General features: G+C 68.7%; 16 protein-coding genes and 1 pseudogene. 12 read left to right on the top strand and 5 right to left on the bottom strand.

All coding sequences use genetic code 11. The annotated features are described in order from the left end of the window. The 3 genes and pseudogenes from AC1DXV_RS16600 to AC1DXV_RS16590 form a co-directional block, all read left to right on the top strand. A pseudogene (locus AC1DXV_RS16600) lies at positions 1-651 on the top strand (hypothetical protein); the annotation flags it as partial. Positions 652-986: 335 nt separating this feature from the next. Then, positions 987-3203 (top strand): RNA polymerase sigma factor RpoD, encoded by a 2217-nt coding sequence (rpoD, locus tag AC1DXV_RS16595; RefSeq protein ID WP_477869305.1) that lies wholly within the window; start codon positions 987-989, stop codon positions 3201-3203. Between the two features lie 93 nt (positions 3204-3296). Further along, positions 3297-4271, top strand: a complete 975-nt coding sequence (locus tag AC1DXV_RS16590; RefSeq protein ID WP_477869303.1) for an FHA domain-containing protein — start codon at positions 3297-3299, stop codon at positions 4269-4271. A 77-nt stretch (positions 4272-4348) separates the two neighbouring features. On the opposite strand, the gene AC1DXV_RS16585 is transcribed toward AC1DXV_RS16590, so the two are convergent. Beyond that, complete coding sequence (locus AC1DXV_RS16585) at positions 4349-5047, bottom strand: HAD family hydrolase (protein ID WP_477869301.1); 699 nt, start codon at positions 5045-5047, stop codon at positions 4349-4351. 110 nt (positions 5048-5157) lie between these two features. Here AC1DXV_RS16585 and AC1DXV_RS16580 point away from each other — a divergent pair, with 110 nt between their 5' ends. Continuing rightward, entirely contained in the window at positions 5158-8379 is a 3222-nt protein-coding gene (locus AC1DXV_RS16580; RefSeq protein ID WP_477934566.1) for a hybrid sensor histidine kinase/response regulator, read from the top strand. A gap of 22 nt (positions 8380-8401) precedes the next feature. Then, positions 8402-9424, top strand: a complete 1023-nt coding sequence (gene hemH / locus AC1DXV_RS16575) for a ferrochelatase (protein ID WP_477934564.1) — start codon at positions 8402-8404, stop codon at positions 9422-9424. On the opposite strand, the gene AC1DXV_RS16570 is transcribed toward hemH, so the two are convergent. The 4 genes from AC1DXV_RS16570 to AC1DXV_RS16555 all read right to left on the bottom strand — a co-directional run bounded on the left by AC1DXV_RS16570 (position 9425) and on the right by AC1DXV_RS16555 (position 13562). Beyond that, complete coding sequence (locus tag AC1DXV_RS16570; protein ID WP_477934562.1) at positions 9425-10429, bottom strand: tripartite tricarboxylate transporter substrate-binding protein; 1005 nt, start codon at positions 10427-10429, stop codon at positions 9425-9427. A gap of 29 nt (positions 10430-10458) precedes the next feature. Further along, on the bottom strand, positions 10459-11964 hold the full coding sequence (locus AC1DXV_RS16565; RefSeq protein WP_477934560.1) for a tripartite tricarboxylate transporter permease: 1506 nt from the start codon (positions 11962-11964) through the stop codon (positions 10459-10461). A gap of 17 nt (positions 11965-11981) precedes the next feature. Beyond that, positions 11982-12506 (bottom strand): tripartite tricarboxylate transporter TctB family protein, encoded by a 525-nt coding sequence (locus tag AC1DXV_RS16560; RefSeq protein ID WP_477874962.1) that lies wholly within the window; start codon positions 12504-12506, stop codon positions 11982-11984. Between the two features lie 99 nt (positions 12507-12605). Further along, positions 12606-13562 (bottom strand): Bug family tripartite tricarboxylate transporter substrate binding protein, encoded by a 957-nt coding sequence (locus AC1DXV_RS16555; RefSeq protein WP_477934558.1) that lies wholly within the window; start codon positions 13560-13562, stop codon positions 12606-12608. Between the two features lie 205 nt (positions 13563-13767). On the opposite strand from AC1DXV_RS16555, the gene AC1DXV_RS16550 reads away from it, so the two are divergent. From AC1DXV_RS16550 to AC1DXV_RS16520, 7 genes are all read left to right on the top strand, one after another. Next, the gene (locus AC1DXV_RS16550; RefSeq protein ID WP_477934556.1) at positions 13768-14451 is read left to right on the top strand and encodes a response regulator; all 684 of its coding nucleotides are present in this window, start codon (positions 13768-13770) and stop codon (positions 14449-14451) included. Between the two features lie 32 nt (positions 14452-14483). Then, entirely contained in the window at positions 14484-15842 is a 1359-nt protein-coding gene (locus AC1DXV_RS16545; protein WP_477934554.1) for a sensor histidine kinase, read from the top strand. Between the two features lie 55 nt (positions 15843-15897). Then, positions 15898-16353: an RNA-binding S4 domain-containing protein gene (locus AC1DXV_RS16540; protein ID WP_477934552.1), complete on the top strand. Its 456-nt coding sequence runs from the start codon at positions 15898-15900 to the stop codon at positions 16351-16353. Positions 16354-16498: 145 nt separating this feature from the next. Then, positions 16499-17032: a nucleotide exchange factor GrpE gene (gene grpE, locus AC1DXV_RS16535; protein ID WP_477934550.1), complete on the top strand. Its 534-nt coding sequence runs from the start codon at positions 16499-16501 to the stop codon at positions 17030-17032. A gap of 99 nt (positions 17033-17131) precedes the next feature. After that, positions 17132-19093, top strand: a complete 1962-nt coding sequence (gene dnaK / locus AC1DXV_RS16530) for a molecular chaperone DnaK (protein WP_477934548.1) — start codon at positions 17132-17134, stop codon at positions 19091-19093. Positions 19094-19171: 78 nt separating this feature from the next. Continuing rightward, positions 19172-20332 carry a molecular chaperone DnaJ gene (gene dnaJ / locus AC1DXV_RS16525; RefSeq protein ID WP_477934546.1) on the top strand — a complete coding sequence of 387 codons (1161 nt, stop codon included), beginning with the start codon at positions 19172-19174 and terminating at the stop codon, positions 20330-20332. Between the two features lie 55 nt (positions 20333-20387). After that, positions 20388-21695: response regulator (locus AC1DXV_RS16520; RefSeq protein WP_477934544.1), on the top strand; the 1308-nt coding region annotated here is incomplete at its 3' end.

Here is a 21695-nt window from a genome sequence, read left to right as displayed (position 1 = left end):
TCGCCCTCCTCCTCCCGGAATGAGCCACCCGACGACGACGGCTACGGCCCGCCACCGGACGACGGCGCCCCGGCCGCGCCGCGCGAGCGCTTCCAGCGGCGCGAGGGCGGCGGCGGCGGCCGCAAGTGGACCAAGGAATGGACCAAGGAGTGGAAGGGCAAGCGCGATCGCTACGAGGAAAGCGGCCCCTTCCCCCCGCAGTCGAAGACACGCACCGTGCCGACCAGCCCGGCCGACACCGTGCTGCGGCTGCTGCTGCTGCACAGCGACTGGTGGGACCAGCTCGGCACCGACGACCACCAGCTGCTGCACGAGCTGCCGGCACCGCATGGATCGCTGATCACCTGGCTGGAGCGCCACCTGCTGGAACATGGCGCCACACCGTGGGCCGTGCTCGAGCAGGCGCTGCACGACGGCGAATGGGCGGACGAGGGCCGCCGCCTCGTCCCGCCGGGGGTGCTGCAGGACGAAATGCAGTYCGCCGACCTGCGCCGCGTGATCGACGGGATGTGGGTCGAGCTGCTGTCGGCGCGCCTGCAGGCGTTGATCCGGCAGGCCGAAACCGACCCCGCGGCACTCGCGCAATGGCGCGAACTCGACGCCCAGAAACGCCTGCGCATGCAGGGCATGAAACTCGTCAATCCACCGTGACTTTGACGTAACGGCTTCTTTCGCCGATAATCGAAGGTTTGTTACGCGGCAAGAGTGACGAACGGTCAGCAAAGACAGCACCTCCGGGCCCCGGCCACCCTCTGACCCAGGGTCCCCACCTCAAGGCCACCCTACCCCGCAAGGGCTGTACTCCGTTTTGATGGTCACGCGACCTTGCCCATTTGATTGCGGCCCCAAGCTAAGGCTTGATCCGGGCCTCGCTACGTCTTTGGACCTCCGCTGAACAGGGCCCTGCCGAGCTGCCGTCACCCGGCTTGTCGGCGTGGCCCTGAGGCTGGGTTCGACGTGACGACCACCACCATTCGAGGATTTGCATGACCGCGAAGAAGAGCGCCCCCGCCAAGGCAGCACAGCCGGCCGCTGCGTCGAAAGCCGTGAAGGCCGGCAAGGCCGAAGCCGAAGACAAGAAGAAGGCCGTCGCCAAGCCGGCCGCCAAGGCCGCGCCCGTCGCCGAAGCCAAGGGCAAGCCGGGCCGCAAGCCGAAGGCCGCCACGGCCACCGCCGCCAAGAAGGAAGAAGTGCCCGAGGAGGACTTCTCCGACCTCGAAGCCGATATCGAAGGCGAGCCCGAGCCCGAAGCGGCCGGCACCGACGACAAGGCCGCCAAGGCCAAGCCGCTGCGCATGAAGGTGTCGCGGGCCAAGGAGCGCGCGCTGATGCGCGAGTTCGGCCTCGACGAGACCGCGCTCACCGAAGAAGAAGTCGCCAAGCGCCGCCATGAGCTGAAGACGCTCATCAAGATGGGCAAGACGCGCGGCTTCCTGACCCACCAGGAAATCAACGACCACCTTCCCGAGAAGCTGGTCGACGCCGACATCCTCGAAGCCATCGTGTCGATGCTCAACGACATGGGCATCGCGGTCTACGAGCAGGCGCCCGACGCCGCCACGCTGCTGATCGCCGGCGGAGGCACCACCACTGCCACCGAGGAAGAAGCGGAAGAAGCCGCCGAAGCGGCGCTCTCCACCGTCGACTCCGAGTTCGGCCGCACCACCGATCCGGTGCGCATGTACATGCGCGAGATGGGCACGGTCGAGCTGCTGACGCGCGAGGGCGAGATCGAGATCGCCAAGCGCATCGAAGGCGGCCTGCAGGCGATGATGCTGGCGATCAGCGCATCGCCCACCACCATCGCCGAGATCCTGGCCTATGCCGACCGCATCGGCGCCGGCGAGATGACGATCTCCGAGGTGGTCGACGGCTTCGTCTCCGAAGACGAGGCGGACGACTACGTGGCCGAGGAAGACGTCGACTTCTTCGACGAGGAAGACGACGACGACGGCAACGGCGGCAGCAAGGCGCTGACCAAGAAGCTCGAAGAGCTGAAGGGCGCGGCGCTGACCAAGTTCGCCAACCTGCGCGAGAACTTCGACAAGATGCGCAAGGCCTTCGAGAAGGACGGCTACCAGTCGGCGCCGTACGACAAGGCCCAGCACGCGATCAGCGCCGAGCTGATGACGATCCGCTTCACGGTGAAGACCATCGAGAAGCTGTGCGGCATCCTGCGTTCGCAGGTCGACGACGTGCGCCGCTACGAACGCGAGCTGCGCAAGATCCTCGTCGACAAGTGCGGGATGCCGCAGGAATACTTCATCAAGCATTTCCCGCCCAACATCCTGAACCTGAAGTGGGCCGAGAAGGAAGCCGCTGCCGGCAAGCCGTACAGCGCCGTGCTGGCGCGCAACCTGCCGCCGGTGCAGGAGCTGCAGAAGAAGCTGACCGACCAGCAAGGCCGCGCCGTCGTGCCGCTCGAGGACCTGAAGCAGATCAACAAGCGCATGAACGAGGGCGAGAAGGCCTCGCGCGACGCGAAGAAGGAAATGATCGAGGCCAACCTGCGCCTCGTGATCTCGATCGCGAAGAAGTACACCAACCGCGGCCTGCAGTTCCTCGACCTGATCCAGGAGGGCAACATCGGCCTGATGAAGGCGGTCGACAAGTTCGAATACCGCCGCGGCTACAAGTTCTCGACCTACGCGACGTGGTGGATCCGCCAGGCCATCACCCGCTCGATCGCCGACCAGGCGCGCACGATCCGCATCCCGGTCCACATGATCGAGACGATCAACAAGATGAACCGGCTGTCGCGCCAGCACTTGCAGGAATTCGGCTTCGAGCCCGATGCCCCGACGCTGGCCGAGAAGATGGAGATCCCGGAAGACAAGATCCGCAAGATCATGAAGATCGCGAAGGAGCCGATCTCGATGGAAACCCCCATCGGCGACGACGACGATTCGCACCTGGGCGACTTCATCGAGGACACCAACAACACCGCGCCGATCGAGGCGGCGATGCAGGCCGGTCTGCGCGATGTGGTGAAGGACATCCTCGACAGCCTGACGCCGCGCGAGGCCAAGGTGCTGCGCATGCGCTTCGGCATCGAGATGAGCACCGACCACACGCTGGAAGAAGTGGGCAAGCAGTTCGACGTGACGCGCGAGCGCATCCGCCAGATCGAGGCGAAGGCGATCCGCAAGCTGAAGCACCCGAGCCGGTCGGACAAATTGCGGACCTACCTCGACAACCTCTGATCTGCAGCCTCGCTGCAAAGGCCCCGCAAGCACTGCTTTCGGGGCCTTTTTTGCGCCTTCCGCGGCCGCCAAGTTGCCATAAACTTCACGCTTATGACCCAGATCCTGCAGCGCACCGTGCTATTTGCCGATCTTCGCGGCAGCACCGCGCTCTACGAGACGCTGGGCAATGCCGAGGCCACGACGGTCGTCACGCACAGCGTCGCGCTGCTCGCCCACGTGGTCACCAGCTGCCGCGGCACGGTCGTCAAGACGCTCGGCGACGGCCTGATGGCGGTGTTCGAGAATCCGATCGAGGCGGTGTCAGCCGCCGACGGCATGCACGAGTCGCTGGACCGCATCGTCCCGCCGGCGAACCCGGTGGCCGGCGCGCCGGTCGCGGTGTCGCGCACGCCGGTGCTGAAGCTGCAGGTCGGGCTGGCGCATGGCGAGGTGGTCGCGATGTCGGGCGATTGCTTCGGCGATGCCGTCAACGTCGCGGCCCGGCTGCTCGACCATGCCGGCGACAACGAGACGCTGACCACCGCCACCGTGTTCTCGGCGCAGGATGCCGAGAACAGCGCGCGCTTTCGCAGCCTCGACCGGGTGCAGCTGCGCGGCCGCGTCGAGCCGGTGCACGTCTACCTGCTCGAAGGCCGGCGCTTCGGCGACACCGCGGCCACGGCCTACGGCGACCTGCTGCCCACCACCACCGAGCCCGAAGGCATCCGCCTCGCGTGGCTCGACCTGAACCGCGTCTATGCCGGCCCGAGCCTGCCGGTGGTGCTGGGCCGCAGCCCGCAGGCCACCTACTGCATCGACGACTCGCGGGTCTCGCGCTCGCATGCCCGCATCGACTGGCACGGCGGTGCCTTCCAGCTGACCGACCTCAGCTACAACGGCACCTACGTGCGCTTCTCGAGCGACTCCGAGATCGTGCAGCTGCGCCGCGGCACCTGCACGCTGCACGGCAGCGGCGCGATCGGGCTGGGGGCCTCGCCGGCCGATCCCACGTCGCCGTGCGTGCGCTTCGAAGTGATGAAGTTCTCGGACACGCAGCCGCAAGCCCCCTTCGAATTCAACCGCTGATTCGTAGCCCGGATGCCAATCCGGGTGGGGCGGTTGAAGTGAACGACGATCCCCGGATTGGCATTCGGGCTACGAATTCAGCAGCCCAGCATCTCGGCCAACTCGATCAACGTGGCCGCCTGGCCGCAGCCAGCCGGCAATTCCCCGACTGCATGGCCCGGCCGGTGCAGCCACAGCGCCTGAAGCCCCGCATCGCGCGCACCGTGCACATCGAGGTGCAGATCGTCGCCGACATGCAGCACCTGCGCCGGTGCCACGCCCAGGCGCTCGCAGGCCAGGTGGAAGATGCGCGCATCCGGCTTGCCGATGCCGAGCTTCTGCGAGCTCAGGCTGCCCTGGAAGTGCTGCGCCACGCCGATCGTCGCCAGGTCGGCATTGCCGTTGGTCACCGCGAACAGCGGGAAGCGCGCCGCCAGCCGCGCGAGCCCGGGCAGCGCATCGTCGAAGAACTCCACCCGCTGGCGCGCCGCGAAGAACACGTCGAAGGCCGGGCCGGCCAACTGCGGATCGTGGCCCGTCATCGCCAACGCACGCGCGATGCTTTCCCGGCGGATCGAGCTCAGGTCGTGGCGCCACTGCGGGTGCTCGGCCTCCACCGCGTTGCGCAAGGCACGCAGCGCCGGCGGGTCGAAGCGCTGCGCCGTGGCCGGCGCGTGTTCGTGCAGCCAGCCATGCAGCTGGTGTTCGGCCCGCTCGATCGCCGGCCAGACGGGCCACAGCGTGTCGTCGAGATCCAGCGTCAAGGCAAGCGGCGAACTGTCAGGGAAAGCAGGCATGGCGGGTGTGGAATCCAGCGCGGCTGGAGGGTGCCGGGCCGCCGGATTGTCCGCTACAGTCGCTTGGCCTCGGAGCAGAAGACCCCGATGAATCACGCCTTCCGCGCTTCATGACCCCGGCCCCCCTGCCCGCCGACGAACCCGAGCGCCTGCGCGTGCTGCACGAGCTCCGCGTGCTCGACACCAGCGTCGACCCGGCCTTCCTCGCACTGGCGCGCCAGGTCGCCGCCCGCACCGGCTGGCCGATCTCGGCCATCAGCCTGGTCGATGCCGACCGCCAATGGTTCCCCGCCGCCGTCGGCCTCGGCGTGTGCCAGACACCGCGCGATCAATCGTTCTGCGGCCACGCGATCCTGCAGCCGGCGGCCTTCGAAGTGGGCGATGCGCTCGGCGACCGGCGCTTCGACGACAACCCGCTGGTCACCGGGCTGCCCGGCATCCGCGCCTATGCGTCGGTGCCGCTGGTGGTCGACGAGCGCCGCATCGGCACGGTCTGCGCGATCCACACCGAACCGGCGCGCCTGGACGCCACGCAGTGGCAGTCGCTGCACGAGCTGGCGCTGCTGGCGAGCGCGCTGCTCGACGCCCGCCTGCGCGAGCAGCGCTGGCGGCTGCAGGAGGCCCGGGTGCGCGCCGCCAGCCTGTCCGGCAACAACTGGCTGTGGGAAACCGACGACCTCGGGCAGATCAGCTGGCTGTCCGAGAACTTCGAGCACCGCCTCGGCCTGCCGCCGCAGCACGACCTGGGCCGCCGCTTCCCCGAGCTGTACCAGCCCCACGGTGGCGAGCATGCGGCCTCGTGGCCGCGCTACGAAGCGGCACTGGCCCGCCGCGAGCCCTTCACCGAACTGATCGCCGACCGCTCCTCCCCGGCTGGCGCGCTGACGCTGTCGATCAGCGGCGTGCCGGTGTTCAGCAGCAGCGGCCGCTTCCGCGGCTACCGCGGCTCGGCCACCATCATCAACGCGCGGCTGCAGGCGCAGAGCGCCGCGCGCCGCGCCGAGCAGCTGCTGAGCGATGCGCTCGAGAGCATGAACGCCGGCGTGATGATCAGCGCGCCCGACGGCCGCGTCGTGCAGTCGAACGCGGCGTGGCGGCGATCGATCGGCCACGCCGCGCCGGCCGATGCGATGACCTGGCCCGAGATGGTGCGCAGCATGGTCGCGCGCGGCGACTATCCCGATGCGGTCGGCAGCGAAGAGGCCTTCGTGCAGTGGCGGCTCGGCCTCGTCTCCGACGGGCGCGCCCAGCACGAACTGCGCTGGCGCGACCGCTGGCTGATCGTCAACGACCGCCGGCTGCGCGACGGCAGCCTGGTCCACCTGGCGCTCGACATCACCGACCGCAAGCGCGCCGAGCTGGAGTTGGGGCGCCAGCAGCTGCAGGCGCACGAGGCGCAGGCGCGGCTCGGCGCAGTGCTGGCGGCCGTGCCCGACCTGTGGTTCGTGCTCGACGAGGACGGGCGCTACCTCGAATGCGGCGACCCGAAGCACCCGCTGATGGTGCACGGCTGGGAGAGCGTGCGCGGCCGGCCCTTCGTGCAGGGCGTCACGCAGGAACTGGCCGACCAGGTGCTGCCCGCGATCCGCCGCGCGCTGCAGACCGGCGCGGTGCAGTGCCTCGAATACGACCTGGTGACGGCGGGCGGGCGTCCCGGCAGCTTCGAGGCGCGGCTGTCGCCGATGGCCGGCGCGCGGGTGCTGTACGTCACGCGCGACATCACGCAGCAGCGTGCCGCCGAGCAGGCGCTGAAGGCGGCCGAGGAGCGCTGGAAGTTCGCGCTCGAGGGCGCGGGCGACGGCGTCTGGGACTTCGACGAGGACCGCAACCTCGCGTTCTACTCGCCGCGCTGGAAGGAGATGCTCGGCTACCGCGAGGACGAGATCGGCAACACCATCCAGGAGTGGTCGCGCCGCATCCACCCGGACGACAAGGCGCGCGTGATGCGGGCCATCCAGTCCTACCGGCGTGGCGACACCGAGGTCTACGAGACCGAGCACCGGCTGCAGCACAAGGACGGCCGCTGGCTGTGGGTGCTCGACCGCGGCAAGATCGTCGAGCGCCACGCCGACGGCAGCCCGCGCCGCGTGGTCGGCACGCATTCCGACATCAYGCGCACCAAACAGGCCGATCAGGCGCTGCGCGACAAGCAGGCCGCCGAGCTGGCCAACCGGGCGAAGAGCGAGTTCCTGTCGCGCATGAGCCACGAGATGCGCACGCCGCTGAATGCGGTGATCGGCTTCTCGCAGCTGATGCGCATGAACACCGACCAGGTCGACCTCGACAAGGTGCACGATTACGCCGACCACGTGCTGGACGCCGGGCAGCACCTGCTGGCGCTGATCAACGACGTGCTGGACCTGCAGAAAGTGGAGGAAGGTGCCTTGACACTGGACATGGGACGGGTGGCGCTCGACGACGTGGTCGCGCGCACGATCGACCTGCTGGCGCCGATGGCGCGCACGCGCGGCATCCGCTTCGAGAACGCGCTGCCCTCGCCGCTGCGCGTGCGGGCCGATGCGCAGCGACTGCGCCAGGTGCTGCTGAACGTGGCCTCGAACGCGGTCAAGTACAACCGCCCCGGCGGCATGGTGCGCTGGAGCGTGCGGCAGACATCCGCCGAACGGCTCACGCTGCTGGTCGAGGACGAAGGCAGCGGCCTGTCACCCGAGCAGATGAGCCGGCTGTTCCAGCCCTTCGAGCGGCTCGGCAAGGAGACCTCGACGATCGAGGGCACCGGCCTCGGGCTGATCATCGCGCGCAGCCTGATGCAGGCGATCGGCGGCGACCTGCAGGTGACGAGCCGCTTCGGCCACGGTACCTGCGTGCTGCTCGACATGGCCTGCGATCCCGATGGCGCCGCCACCGACCTGGCGCCGCTGGCCGACGACCCGTGCGAGCCCGCCGCCGCACCCGCGGCCACCCGGCGCGGCGCGCTGCGGATGATGTACGTCGAGGACAACCGCATCAACGCGATCCTGTTCGAGGAGGCGCTGCGGCTGCACCACGGCGCCATCGAGCTGCGCATCGCCGAGGACGGCGAGGAGGCGCTCGAGATCGCACGCGACTGGCAGCCCGAGGTGCTGGTGCTCGACGCCCACCTGCCGGGCATGACCGGCTTCGAGGTGCTGCAGCAGCTGCGCCAGCTGCCGGCCCTGGCCTCGGCCCCGGCCTACATGTGCTCGGCCGACGCGATGCCCGAGGACGTGCGGCGCGCCTACGAGGCCGGCTTCATCGGCTACTGGACCAAGCCGATCGACATCGCCGCGGTGGTGGCCGACATCGATCAGCTGCTGCAGTCGCCCGCGTTGGCCGGCTCACTGGCCGGCTGAGTCCGCCGCGATAATCCGGGCGATGCGCTTCGCCCCCGAACCTCCCGCCCCCACCCGCCCTGCCCCCGCCACCGCCGTCCTGCTGTGCAACCTGGGCACCCCCGATGCCCCGACCGCCCCGGCGGTGCGCCGCTACCTGGCGCAGTTCCTCAGCGACCCGCGCGTCGTCGAGATCCCGAAGCTGCTGTGGTGGCTGATCCTGCACGGCGTCATCCTGCGCGTGCGGCCGGCGAAGTCGGCGGCCAAGTACGCAACGGTGTGGCTGCCCGAAGGCTCGCCGCTGAAGGTGTGGACGCAGAAGCAGGCCAGGCTGCTGGCAGGCTACCTCGGCGAGCGCGGCCACAAGGTGCAGGTGGCCTTCGCGATGCGCTATGGCACGCCGGCGATCGGCCGCGAACTCGACGCGCTGAAGGCCACCGGCGCCACCCGCATCCTGGTGCTGCCGATGTACCCGCAGTACTGCGCGGCGACGACGGCCAGYGTCAACGACGCGATCTACCAGTGGGCGCAGCGGGTGCGCGCGCTGCCCGAGCTGCGCTTCGTCAACCGCTACCACGACGACCCGGCCTACATCGCGGCGCTGGCCAAACGCGTGTCGGACCACTGGATGTCGCACGGCCGGCCCGACAAGCTGGTGATGAGCTTCCACGGCATGCCGCGCCGCACGCGCGACCTGGGCGACCCGTACTGCGGCGAATGCCTGGAAACCGGGCGCCTGCTGGCACAGCGGCTCGACCTGAAGGACGAGCAATGGGTCGTGACCTTCCAGAGCCGCTTCGGCAAGGCCGAATGGCTGCAGCCCTATACCGAGCCGACGCTGGTCGGGCTGGCGAAGCAAGGCGTCAAGCGCGTCGACGTGATGTGCCCCGGCTTCACTGCCGACTGCCTGGAGACGCTGGAGGAGATCGCGCAGGAGGCGCGCGATGCGTTCCTCGAGGCCGGGGGGGCGGAGTTCAACTACATCCCGTGCCTGAACGACCAGCATGAATGGATCGCCGCGCTGAGCGCGATCGCGATCCGCCACATGCAGGGATGGCCCGCCTGATCAGGCCGTCTTCAGCTTGAGGATGTAGACCAGGGCGTCGGCCATCGCCTTGTCGAGCTCCATCGACTCGGCAAACTCGGTGCCCACCTGCCAGCTGGGCTGCCAGTCGTTGCGCACCAGCGCGGCTTGCCAGCTGGGGTGCTGGGTCGCCTTCTGCAGCGAGGCGCGCAGGTTGGCCACCTGCGCATCGGACATGCCGGCCGGCGCGAAGATGCCGCGCCAGTTCGCCAGGTCGACGTCGAGGCGCTGCTCGCGGAACGACGGGATGCCGAACAGGCCGCGCCGCGAGCTGATCGCCAGCGCCCGCAGCTTGCCCGACGAGATGCCCGATTTCAGCTCGCCGAAGCCCGACACCGCTGCCGCCACCTTGCCGGCCGCCAGCGCCTGCATCACTTCGGCCCCGCTGCTCGACGGCACATAGACCAGCTTGCCCGGATCGGCCCCGGCCGCGCGCGCCACCAGCGCGGCGCACATGTGGTCGACACCGCCGGCCCCGCCGCCGGCCAGCGGCACCTCGGCGATGTTCTTCACCAGCGCGGCCTGGAAATCCTTGATCGTCTGGAACTTCGAATCGGCCGGCACCACCAGCGCCAGCACCTCGCTGGTCAGGCGGGCGACCGGCTTCACCTTGGCCAGCGTGATGGCCGGGCGGTTCAGCGCGATCGAGCCGACCATCACGAAGCCGCCGACCATCACCGAATCCTGGGCATCCGGGTATTTCTCCACGAATTCGGCCAGCCCGATGATGCCGCCCTTGCCGCCCTTGTTCTCGTAGACGATCTCGCTCGCCTGCCCTGCGGCCACCAGCGCATCGCCGACCGCGTGGCCGGTGCCGTCCCAGCCGCCGCCCGGGTTGGCCGGGATGAAGATGCGCAGCTTGCCGAGCGGTGCGGGACCGGTGGCGGCCAGGCTGGCCGTCGGCACGGCGGGTGCGATGCCGGCGGCTGCCGAGGCAGCCATCCAGCGGAGAACGGAGCGGCGGTTTTGGGAGCGATGGGACTTCATGGGGAATCCTTGCTGTGAGGAAGGGCCGGTCAGGCCAGCGCCACGGTACGTCGGCGCCGCAGCCGGGTCAACAGCGGCGGGACGATCAGGACCGCCACGCACACCAGCAGGATAGTCGCCGACAACGGCCGTTCAATGAACACCGTCCATTTGCCCTCCCCGATGGACATTGCGTTGCGCATGTGGGCCTCGCCAAGCGGCCCGAGGATCATGCCGACGATCACCGGGGCGGTCGGGAAGTCGAAGCGGCGCATCACGACGCCCAGCAGCCCGATGCCGTACAGCAGGAACAGGTCGAAGGCCGACTGCCGCATGCCGTAGACGCCGACCGTCGCGAAGATCAGGATGCCCGCGTACAGCGCCGGCTTCGGGATCTTCAGCAGCTTCACCCACAGGCCGACCAGCGGCAGGTTCAGCACCAGCAGCATCACGTTGCCGATGTACATCGACGCGATCAGCGCCCACACCAGCGCCGACGAGGTCTGGAACAGCGTCGGGCCGGGCTGGATGCCATAGTTCTGGAACGCCGACAGCAGGATCGCTGCGGTGGTGGAGGTGGGGATGCCCAGCGTCAGCAGCGGCACCAGCGTGCCGGCCACCGCCGCGTTGTTGGCGGCCTCCGGGCCGGCCACGCCTTCGATCGCGCCGACGGTGCCGAACTCTTCCGGGTGCTTCGACAGCTTGCGCTCGGCGCCGTACGACAGGAAGGTCGGGATCTCGGTGCCGCCGGCCGGGATGGTGCCGAACGGGAAGCCGATCAGCGTGCCGCGCAGCCAGGCCGGCCACGAGCGCTTCCAGTCGCTCTTCGTCATCCACAGGCTCGACATCTTGTTGCGCGTCTCGTCCTGGCGGCCCTCGTACATCATCGTGTACATCGCCTCGCCGACCGCGAACAGCCCGACCGCCACCAGCACCACTTCGATGCCGTCGACCAGCTCGGGCACGTTGTACAGCGTGAAGCGCGCCTGGCCGGAGATCTGGTCGATGCCGATGATGCCGACCGACAGGCCCAGCACCAGGCTGGTCATGCCGCGCAGCGTGCTCTGCCCGAGCACCGACGATACGGTGGTGAAGGCCAGCAGGATCAGCGCGAAGTACTCCGGCGGGCCGAAGCGCAGCGCGAACTCGGCGAGGCCGGGCGCGAACAGCGTGACGAGCACGGTGGCGATCGTGCCGGCAAAGAACGAGCCGATCGCCGAGGTGGCGAGCGCCGCGCCGGCGCGGCCGCTCTTGGCCATCAGGTTGCCCTCCATCGCGGTGACCATGCTGCCGGTCTCGCCCGGGGTGTTCAGCAGGATCGAGGTGGTCGAGCCGCCATACATCGCGCCGTAGTAGATGCCGGCGAACATGATCATCGAGGCGGTCGGCTCGACGTGCGAGGTGATCGGCAGCAGCATCGCCACCGTCAGTGCCGGGCCGATGCCGGGCAGCACGCCGATCGCGGTGCCGATCAGGCAGCCGAGCAGCGCCCACATCAGGTTGATCGGCGTGCCCGCCGTCATGAAGCCCTGCAGCAGTGAATTCCAGATGTCCATGGTGGTGATGCTCTCGTTCAGATCCAGCCGGAGCTGGTGAGGCCGGGCAGGTTGAGCCCCAGCAGCTTCGTGAACAGCCAGTAGACCGGCGCCGACAGGGCCGCGCCGACCAGCACGTCGCGCACCCAGTCGGCCAGCGTCGCGCGACCACCGCCCATCGACAGCCGGAACCCGCGCGCCGCCAGCACGAACAGCAGCGAGCACGACGGGATGAAGCCCACGCGCGTGATCAGCGCCGCATTCAGCAGCAGGCCGGCCGACAGCCAGGCCATGCCGACCCAGTACGGCGCGGGGGTGTCTTCGCTGCCCTCGGGCATCGCGCGAAAGCCGCCGGTCGTGGCCTGCACGATCAGCAGCACGCCGCACAGCGCCATCGCCGCCGCCATCAGCCACGGCAGGAAGCCTGCGCCGACGCCGCCGTAACCCACCTCGCTCTTGATCTGCGCCGCGCCGATGGCCATCACGGCCCCCAGGCCGATCGCGCCGGCGCCGATGCCGATCTCGGATCGCCTGTTCACGGGCTTGCTCACGGGCTCGTTCATGGTCTACCTCCTTGCGTCATTCAATCCGCCCCTCAAACGCAGGCTGGCCGGCGCACAGCGCCGGCCAGCCTTACTGCAGGGAACCTGCGATCCTGTCGCCTACAGCATGCCCAGCTTCAGCATCAGCGCACGCAGGCGCGCGGTGTCGTCGTCGACGAACTTGCCGAAGTCGTCGCCGGTCATCAGCGCCGAGTTCCACTTGTTGTTGGCCAGCGTCTCGGCCCAGCTCTTGGTCTTGGTGGCCTTCGCGACCGCGTCGACCAGCTTCTGGCGCTGCGCCGGCGTGATGCCGGGCGCGCCGTACACGCCGCGCCAGTTGCCGATCGACACGTTGATGCCCTGCTCGACCAGCGTCGGGATGTCCGAGCCGCGGATGCGGTTCGGCGCCGTGACGCCGATCGCGCGCATCTTGCCGGTCTTGATGAATTCCTCGAACTCGGCCAGGCCGCTGGTGCCCACCGTGATGTGGCCGCCCAGCACCGCGGCCGTCGCCTCGCCGCCGCCCTTGAACGGCACGTAGTTGATCTTGGTCGCGTCGACGCCGGCCTCGCGCGCGATCATCGCGACGCTGACGTGGTCGACCGAACCCTTCGAGCCGCCGCCCCACTTGACGCTGCCGGGGTCCTTCTTCATCTGGTCGACGACGTCCTTCATCGTCTTCAGCGGCGAATTGGCCGGCACGACGAACACGTTGTACTCGGCCAGCAGGCGCGCCACCGGCGTCGCGTCGTTCAGYGTGATCGGCGGCTTGTTCTGCACGATCGCGCCGACCATGATGGCGCCGACGACGATCATCGCGTTCGGGTCGCCCTTCGATGCGTTCGCGAACTGCGCCAGGCCGATCGTGCCGCCGGCACCGCCCTTGTTCTCATAGGTGATCGAGCCGGCCACGCCCGCTTCCTGCATGGCCTTGCCGATGCCGCGGCCGGTCTGGTCATAGCCGCCACCGGGGTTGGCGCCGATCATCACCTTGAAGTTGTCCTGGGCGAACACGGCCGCGGAGGCGGTCGCTAGGGCCAGCGGCAACAGCACGGTTTTGAGCAAGAGGCGTCGCATGAATAAGTCTCCTTGAGGGGGAATGCACTGAACAGAGGCGCCATCCTGAGCGCAGCAGCGCCCGGTTACATCCGGGCAAGCCCTGGGGTGCCGGCATGAGACTGTCAGACGGCTGTCATTCCCGGCCCCGCCTGCTGTCGTCTTCCTGTCAGACCCGGATCGTCCCTGACAAGCCCCCCTTGCGCAGCAAGGCACACTCGCGGCCATGAAACTCCTGCTGGTGGAAGACGACCTCGCGATGGCGCAGGCGCTGCAGCTGGCGCTCGAACGGCGCGGCTTCGACATGGCGGTGGTGCACAACGGCAGCGATGCGCTGCAGCAGCTGCGCAACCAGCCGCCCGACCTGACGCTGCTCGACCTGACGATTCCCGGCCTGGACGGCCTGCAGGTGCTGCACCGCGCGCGCGCCGAGGGAATCCGCGTCCCCATCGTGGTGCTGACGGCGCGTGGCGCGGTCGGCGACCGGGTGCTGGGCCTGAACGCCGGTGCCGACGACTACCTGGCCAAGCCGTTCGACCTGGACGAACTCGAGGCCCGCATCCGCGCGCTGCTGCGCCGCACCGCGGACCCCGGATCGGAGGAGCTCGCCTGCGGCGCGCTGACGCTGGAGCTGTCGTCCGGCGCGTTCTACCTCGACGGCCGCGTGTTCGACGTGACGCCGCGCGAGCAGGCGCTGCTGAAGGCGCTGATCGCGCGGCCCGGCCATGCGCAGCCGAAGGAGAAGCTGTTCCGCGTCGTGTTCCCGATGGAGACCGACATCCAGTTCGAGGCGATCGAGGTGGTGGCCTACCGGCTGCGCAAGAAGCTCGCCGGCTCCGGCGTCTCGCTGATCACGCTGCGCGGCCTGGGCTACCTGCTGCGCTGCGACCCGGCCGACGGCGCCGCATGACGCAGCCGGTCTATTCCCTGAGGCGCCGGCTGATGGGCTGGATCGTGCTGCCGATCGCCTGCTTCATCGCGTTCGACACGGTCAGCCTCTACCAGCGCGCGCTCGACGCCATCACGCTGGCCTACGATCGCACGCTGCTCAGCTCGGCGCGCAACATCGGCGAGCTGCTGTCCGTCAAGGGCAACGACCTGCACGTGGAGCTGCCGTACAACGCGCTGGAGATGCTGGACAACGGCGACGCCCGGATGATGTACCGCGTGAGCGGCTTCAACGGCGAGTTCCTGTCGGGCTATGCCGATTTCCCGCCCTATGCGCGCACGCCGCCGCAGCGCTCGGCATACGACGCGCTGGTCGATTTCTACGACGGCGAGTTCCGCGGCGAGCCGGTGCGCATCGCTGCGCTCTACCAGCCGGTGGCCAGCTCCGACGCGCGCGGCGTCGCGCTGGTGCAGGTGGCCGAGACGCTGGAGGTGCGGCGGCGGCTCGCGCGGCAGATCCTGATGGACACGCTGGTCCGCCAGGCGCTGCTGATCAGCGTCGTCGTGGCGATCACCTGGTTCGTCGTCGCCCACGCGCTGCGGCCGATCGAGGCGCTGCGCGCGCAGCTCGAATCGCGCAGCGCCCGCGACCTGTCGCCGGTCGCGAGCCCGGACCTGCCGGCCGAGATGACACCGCTGCTCGGCGCGGTGAACCAGTTGATGCAGCGACTGCAGCGRCTGCACGACCACCAGCGCCAGTTCGTGCGCGATGCCTCGCACCAGCTGCGCACGCCGCTCGCGGTGCTGAAGACCCAGGTGCAGTCGGCGCTGTGCATGCCGGCCAGCGATGCCCGCGACGCACTGCCGGCGATGCATGCGACGGTCGACCGGGCGATCCGCCTGGCCAACCAGATGCTCGCGCTGGCCAAGGTCGAGCAGGTGCAAGGCCAGGCCGAACCGGCCATCTCCGACCTGGGAGCGCTGGCGAACGAGGTGGCGCTCGACCTGTCGCCGCTGATCGGCGAGCGCGACCTCGACTTCGAGCTGCAGGCCGAAACGAGCCTGGTGCACGGCCATGAGTGGATGGTGCGGGAGCTGCTGCGCAACCTGCTGCACAACGCGATCCGCGAGACGCCAAAGCGCGGCGAGCTGCTGATGCGGGTCGCGAACGCCGAGCTGCTGATCAGCGACAGCGGCCCGGGCATCGCCCCCGAGCTGCGCGACCGGCTGTTCGAGCCGTTCCACACCGGGCACCCGACGCAGGGCAGCGGGCTCGGGCTGTCGATCTGCCGCGAGATCTGCAATTCGGTGGGCGCGACGATCGAGCTGGCGAACCGGCAGTACGCCGGCCGGCTCGCCGGCCTCGACGCGACGGTGCGGTTCCGGCCCGCCAGCGAGCCGCCGCCGGCCTGAAACTGCCTACACTGGGGGCTCCACCACTGCGCGCAGCCCCGTCCCCGAACCGTTCATGGCGAAGTCATCCCATAGCGCCCACCCCGGTACACCTTCCAGCGCACCCGCCGACGCCGGCGTGCGGCTCGACAAATGGTTGTGGGCCGCCCGCTTCTTCAAGACCCGCAGCCTCGCGACCCAGGAGATCGACAAGGGCCGCATCAGCGTGAACGGTCAGGCCGCGAAGCCGGCACGCGAGCTGAGGCCGGGCGATCGCGTCGAGATGCGCCAGGGGCCGCTGACCCTCAGCATCGTCGTGCGGGCGCTCAGCCACCAGCGCGGGCCGGCGCCGGTCGCGCAGGCGCTGTACGAGGAGACCGCCGACAGCATCGCGCGCCGCGACGAGGCGGCGAAGCAGCGCAAGCTGGCGGCCGAACCGGCCCTGGCGATCGAGCAGGGCCGCCCCACCAAGCGTGATCGCCGCCAGCTCGCCGACTGGAACCGCTGGAGCGCAAGCATCGACCCTGAATGACCCTGGGCCCGGGTCGGCCCGCCCTTGCCTTTCCCCCGCACGGTCCCACGTGCCCAGCATCACCGGGGCCCTGCATTATTTTGAAAGCCCCTCTTGAAACGCGGGGCAAAGCGCCCATCTGCGCGCCATTCGACAGGATCCACCCATGCAAAATCCAGAAAATTCTTCGCAAGATCAAGGACTTGAGACGCCGGCTGACCTCTCCGGCGCGGCGGCCGCAGCGCAGGTGCAAGCGGCCGAGGTCAACCTGGAAGCCCGCCTGGCCGAGATGTCCGATGCCTACCTGCGGGCCAAGGCCGAGGCCGAGAACATCCGCCGCCGCTCCGAGGAAGAGATCGCCAAGGCGCGCAAGTTCGCCGTCGAGAGCTTTGCCGACAGCCTGCTGCCGGTGAAGGACAGCCTGGAAGCCGCGATCGCGATCCAGGCCGCGACGCCCGAGCAACTGCTCGAAGGCGTGCATGCCACGCTGCGCCAGCTGTCGGCCGCGCTCGAGCGCAGCAAGGTGATCGAGATCAACCCGCCGGCCGGCACGAAGTTCGATCCGCACCAGCACCAGGCCATCAGCATGGTGCCGGCCGAGCAGGAGGCCAACACCGTCGTGGTCGTGCTGCAGAAGGGCTACCTGATCGCCGACCGCGTGCTGCGCCCGGCGCTGGTCACCGTGGCCGCCCCGAAATAACGCAAGGCAGAAGCAACTGTCCACAAGCGCGGCCCCTTGAAACGGCCCGACTTATCCACAACTCGACAACATCAAGATTTTCGGATTCAGGAGAACCAAATGGCAAAAATCATCGGCATCGACCTCGGCACCACGAACTCGTGCGTGGCCATCATGGAAGGCAACACCACCAAGGTGATCGAGAACAGCGAAGGTGCACGCACCACGCCGTCGATCATTGCCTACCAGGAAGATGGCGAGATCCTCGTCGGTGCTTCTGCCAAGCGCCAGGCGGTCACCAACCCGCGCAACACGCTGTATGCGGTGAAGCGCCTGATCGGCCGCAAGTTCACCGAGAAGGAAGTGCAGAAGGACATCGACCTGATGCCCTACAAGATCGCGCAGGCCGACAACGGCGATGCGTGGGTCGAGGTGCGCGGCAACCGGCTCGCGCCGCCGCAGGTCAGCGCCGAAGTGCTGCGCAAGATGAAGAAGACCGCCGAGGACTACCTGGGCGAGACGGTGACCGAGGCCGTGATCACGGTGCCGGCCTACTTCAACGACGCCCAGCGCCAGGCCACCAAGGATGCGGGCCGCATTGCCGGCCTCGACGTGAAGCGCATCATCAACGAGCCGACCGCCGCGGCGCTCGCGTTCGGCCTCGACAAGAACGAGAAGGGCGACCGCAAGATCGCCGTGTATGACCTGGGCGGCGGCACCTTCGACGTGTCGATCATCGAGATCGCCGACGTCGACGGCGAGAAGCAGTTCGAGGTGCTGTCGACCAACGGCGACACCTTCCTGGGCGGCGAAGACTTCGACCAGCGCATCATCGACTACATCATCACCGAGTTCAAGAAGGAACAAGGCGTCGACCTGTCGAAGGACGTGCTCGCGCTGCAGCGCCTGAAGGAAGCCGCCGAGAAGGCGAAGATCGAGCTCTCGAACAGCGCGCAGACCGACATCAACCTGCCGTACGTGACGGCCGATGCGTCGGGCCCGAAGCACCTGAACATCAAGCTGACGCGCGCCAAGCTCGAAGCGCTGGTCGAGGAGCTGATCGAACGCACGATCGCGCCCTGCCGCACCGCCATCAAGGACGCCGGCGTGGCCGTCAACGCCATCGACGACGTGATCCTGGTCGGCGGCATGACCCGCATGCCCAAGGTGCAGGAGAAGGTCAAGGAGTTCTTCGGCAAGGAGCCGCGCAAGGACGTGAACCCCGATGAGGCGGTGGCCGTCGGTGCCGCGATCCAGGGCCAGGTGCTGGCCGGCGACCGCAAGGACGTGCTGCTGCTCGACGTGACCCCGCTGAGCCTGGGCATCGAGACGCTGGGCGGCGTGATGACGAAGATGATCCAGAAGAACACCACCATCCCGACCAAGTTCGCGCAGACCTTCTCGACCGCCGACGACAACCAGCCGGCCGTCACGATCAAGGTCTACCAGGGCGAACGCGAGATGGCCTCGGGCAACAAGAGCCTGGGCGAGTTCAACCTCGAAGGCATCCCGCCGTCGCCGCGCGGCACGCCGCAGATCGAGGTGAGCTTCGACATCGACGCGAACGGCATCCTGCACGTCGGCGCCAAGGACAAGGGCACCGGCAAGGAAAACAAGATCACCATCAAGGCGAACTCCGGCCTCTCCGAAGCCGAGATCCAGCAGATGGTGAAGGACGCCGAGCTGAACGCCGTCGAGGACAAGAAGAAGCTCGAACTGGTGCAGGCCCGCAACCAGGCCGACGCGATGGTGCACAGCGTTCGCAAGTCGCTCGGCGAGCATGGCGAGAAGCTCGAGGCCGGCGAGAAGGAAGCGATCGAGACCGCACTGAAGGACGCCGAGGAAGCGCTGAAGGGCGACGACAAGGCGGCCATCGAGGCCAAGAGCGAGGCGCTGATGGCGGCCAGCCAGAAGCTGGGCGAGAAGGTGTATGCCGATGCGCAGGCGGCCCAGGCGGCAGCCGGTGCCGGAGCAGCAGCCGGCGGCGGCRCGCAGGCACCGCATGCCGAAGCCGCTTCGTCGAAGCCGGCCGACGACAACGTGGTCGACGCCGACTTCAAGGAAGTGAAAGACCAGAAGTAAGGCGCCCCCGCGGCTTCTTCAGACCCCCGTGGGCCGTGTCCGGTGCACGGGGGATTTGCATTTCAAGCGTGAGCATCCATGGCAAAGCGTGACTACTACGAAATCCTCGGCGTCGCGAAGAACGCGACCGAGGAGGACATCAAGAAGGCCTACCGCAAGCTGGCCATGAAGCACCACCCCGATCGCAACCAGGGCGACGGGGCGAAGAAGTCGGAAGAGCAGTTCAAGGAGGTCAAGGAGGCCTACGAGATGCTCTCCGACGCGCCGAAGCGCGCGGCCTACGACCAGTACGGCCATGCCGGCGTCGACCCCAACGCCGGCGGGTTCCGCCCGGGCGGCCAGGGCGGCGAAGGCTTCGGCGGCTTCGCCGAGGCGTTCGGCGACATCTTCGGCGACATCTTCGGTGGCCAGGGCGGTGGCGGCCAGCGCCGCGGCGCCGGTGGCGGCCAGCAGGTGTTCCGCGGCAGCGACCTCAGCTACGCGATGGAGATCACGCTCGAAGAGGCGGCACGCGGCAAGGAAACGCAGATCCGCATCCCGAGCTGGGAAGAGTGCGAGACCTGCCACGGCAGCGGTGCCAAGCCCGGCACCAGCGCGAAGACCTGCCCGAGCTGCAACGGCGCCGGTACGGTGCACATGCGCCAGGGCTTCTTCAGCATCCAGCAGACCTGCCCGCACTGCCACGGCACCGGCAAGATCATCCCCGAGCCGTGCCTGACCTGCCACGGCCAGGGCAAGATCAAGAAGACCAAGACGCTGGAGGTGAAGATCCCCGCCGGCATCAACGAAGGCATGCGCATCCGCTCGGCCGGCAACGGCGAGCCGGGCACCAATGGCGGCCCGGCCGGCGACCTGTACATCGAGATCCGCATCAAGCAGCACGAGATCTTCGAGCGCGACGGCGACGACCTGCACTGCACCGTGCCGGTCGGGCTGACGCTGGCGGCGCTGGGCGGCGGCATCGAGGTGCCCACGCTGGGCGGCAAGGCCGAGATCGAGCTGCCCGAGGGCACGCAGCACGGCAAGACCTTCCGGCTGCGCGGCAAGGGCATCAAGGGCGTGCGCTCCAGCTACCCGGGCGACCTGTACTGCCACATCAGCGTCGAGACGCCGGTCAAGCTGACCGAGCACCAGCGCAAGCTGCTGAAGGAGCTGGAAGAATCCTTCGCGAAGTCGGGCGGCAAGCATTCGCCGAATGCCAAGAGCTGGACCGACCATGTGAAGGATCTGTTCAAGTAAACAGGCCCGCGGCGGCCGGTGCTCAAGCGGCCCTCCCCCTGTCCGATAAGGGGGGATGGCTCCGCTTGACCGTGATATCGCGCAGTGCCGGGCGATGGTCATCGACCCGAACCCGACCTCGCGCAGCATTCTTTCCGCCCAGCTGCGCGATTTCGGCGTCGGCACGGTCGTGCAATGCGGCCGCATCGAAGACGCCCGCAAGCAGCTGGAAGCCCGCCCGTTCGACGTGGTGCTGTGCGAACACAGCTTCAGCGCCACCGGATACTCCGGCCAGAACCTGCTCGACGACCTGCGGCGCAACCAGCTGCTGCCACTGTCCACCGTCTTCATCATCGTCACCAGCGAAGCCTCGTACACGCTGGTGGCCGACGCCGCCGAGTCGGCGCTCGACAGCTACCTGCTGAAACCCCACACCGCGACCGCGCTCGGCGAGCGCCTGGTGCAGGCGCGCCGGCGCAAGAAATCGCTGGGGGAGATCTTCCTCGCGATCGAGGAAGGCGATTTCGAGCGCGGCGCCGCGCTGTGCGCTGCCCGCTTCGAGCAGCGCGGCCCGTACTGGCTGTACGCGGCGCGCATCGGCTCGGAGCTGCTGCTGCGCGTGGGCAAGCACGACGCGGCGCGCCAGATGTTCGAGGCAGTGCAGAAGACCGGCGCGATCCCGTGGGCGCGCCTGGGCATCGCGCGCAGCCAGCTCGACGCCGGCCAGCCCGGCCCGGCGCTGCGCACGCTGGAAAGCCTGATCGGCGACCATCCGAGCTTCGTCGATGCGTACGACGTGATGGGGCGCGTGCAGGTGGAGCAAGGCGACCTGCAGAGCGCGCTCGACACGTACAAGCGCGCCACCGCGCTGACGCCCGGCTCGATCACCCGGCTGCAGAAGCACGGGATGCTCGCCTTCTACATGGGCGACCGCGACGAGGCGGGCCGCATGCTGGAGCGCGCCGCCTCGGCGGGCATCAGCTCGAAGATGTTCGACTACCAGACGCTGGTGCTGCTGGCCTTCACGCGCTTCCACCAGCGCGATTCGAAGGGCCTGCAGCGCTGCCTCGACAACCTGCAGCACGCGCTGGAGAAGGTGCCGCAGAGCCGCCGCCTGCAGCGCTTCGCCGCGGTGGTCGAGGTGTTCAACCTGATGCTGCAGAAGCAGCTCGGCGCGGCCATCGCCGCGGTGCGCGAGATCACGCGCGAGCTGCGCGACCCGGGCTTCGACATGGAAGCGGCGTGCAACGTGCTGAGCATGGTGTCACAGCTGACCGCCGCCGAGCTGAACCTGGACGGCGCCGACGACTGGGTCGACGCGCTGGCGCTGCGTTTCGCGAGCGCGAAGGGGCTGGCCGAGCTGCTGGCGCGCACCGCCTCCAGC

Source organism: Rhizobacter sp. P3_C12, assembly GCF_056402735.1.
This window is presented reverse-complemented; position numbering and strand designations above follow the sequence as displayed.

Coding starts and splice junctions, on each gene's coding strand:
- AC1DXV_RS16565 (WP_477934560.1), bottom strand. CDS start 11,964: ATGGACATCTGGAATTCACTGCTGCAGGGCTTCATGACGGCGGGCACG.
- grpE (WP_477934550.1), top strand. CDS start 16,499: ATGCAAAATCCAGAAAATTCTTCGCAAGATCAAGGACTTGAGACGCCG.
- AC1DXV_RS16540 (WP_477934552.1), top strand. CDS start 15,898: ATGGCGAAGTCATCCCATAGCGCCCACCCCGGTACACCTTCCAGCGCA.
- dnaJ (WP_477934546.1), top strand. CDS start 19,172: ATGGCAAAGCGTGACTACTACGAAATCCTCGGCGTCGCGAAGAACGCG.
- AC1DXV_RS16560 (WP_477874962.1), bottom strand. CDS start 12,506: ATGAACGAGCCCGTGAGCAAGCCCGTGAACAGGCGATCCGAGATCGGC.
- AC1DXV_RS16585 (WP_477869301.1), bottom strand. CDS start 5,047: ATGCCTGCTTTCCCTGACAGTTCGCCGCTTGCCTTGACGCTGGATCTC.
- AC1DXV_RS16550 (WP_477934556.1), top strand. CDS start 13,768: ATGAAACTCCTGCTGGTGGAAGACGACCTCGCGATGGCGCAGGCGCTG.
- AC1DXV_RS16590 (WP_477869303.1), top strand. CDS start 3,297: ATGACCCAGATCCTGCAGCGCACCGTGCTATTTGCCGATCTTCGCGGC.
- rpoD (WP_477869305.1), top strand. CDS start 987: ATGACCGCGAAGAAGAGCGCCCCCGCCAAGGCAGCACAGCCGGCCGCT.
- AC1DXV_RS16570 (WP_477934562.1), bottom strand. CDS start 10,429: ATGAAGTCCCATCGCTCCCAAAACCGCCGCTCCGTTCTCCGCTGGATG.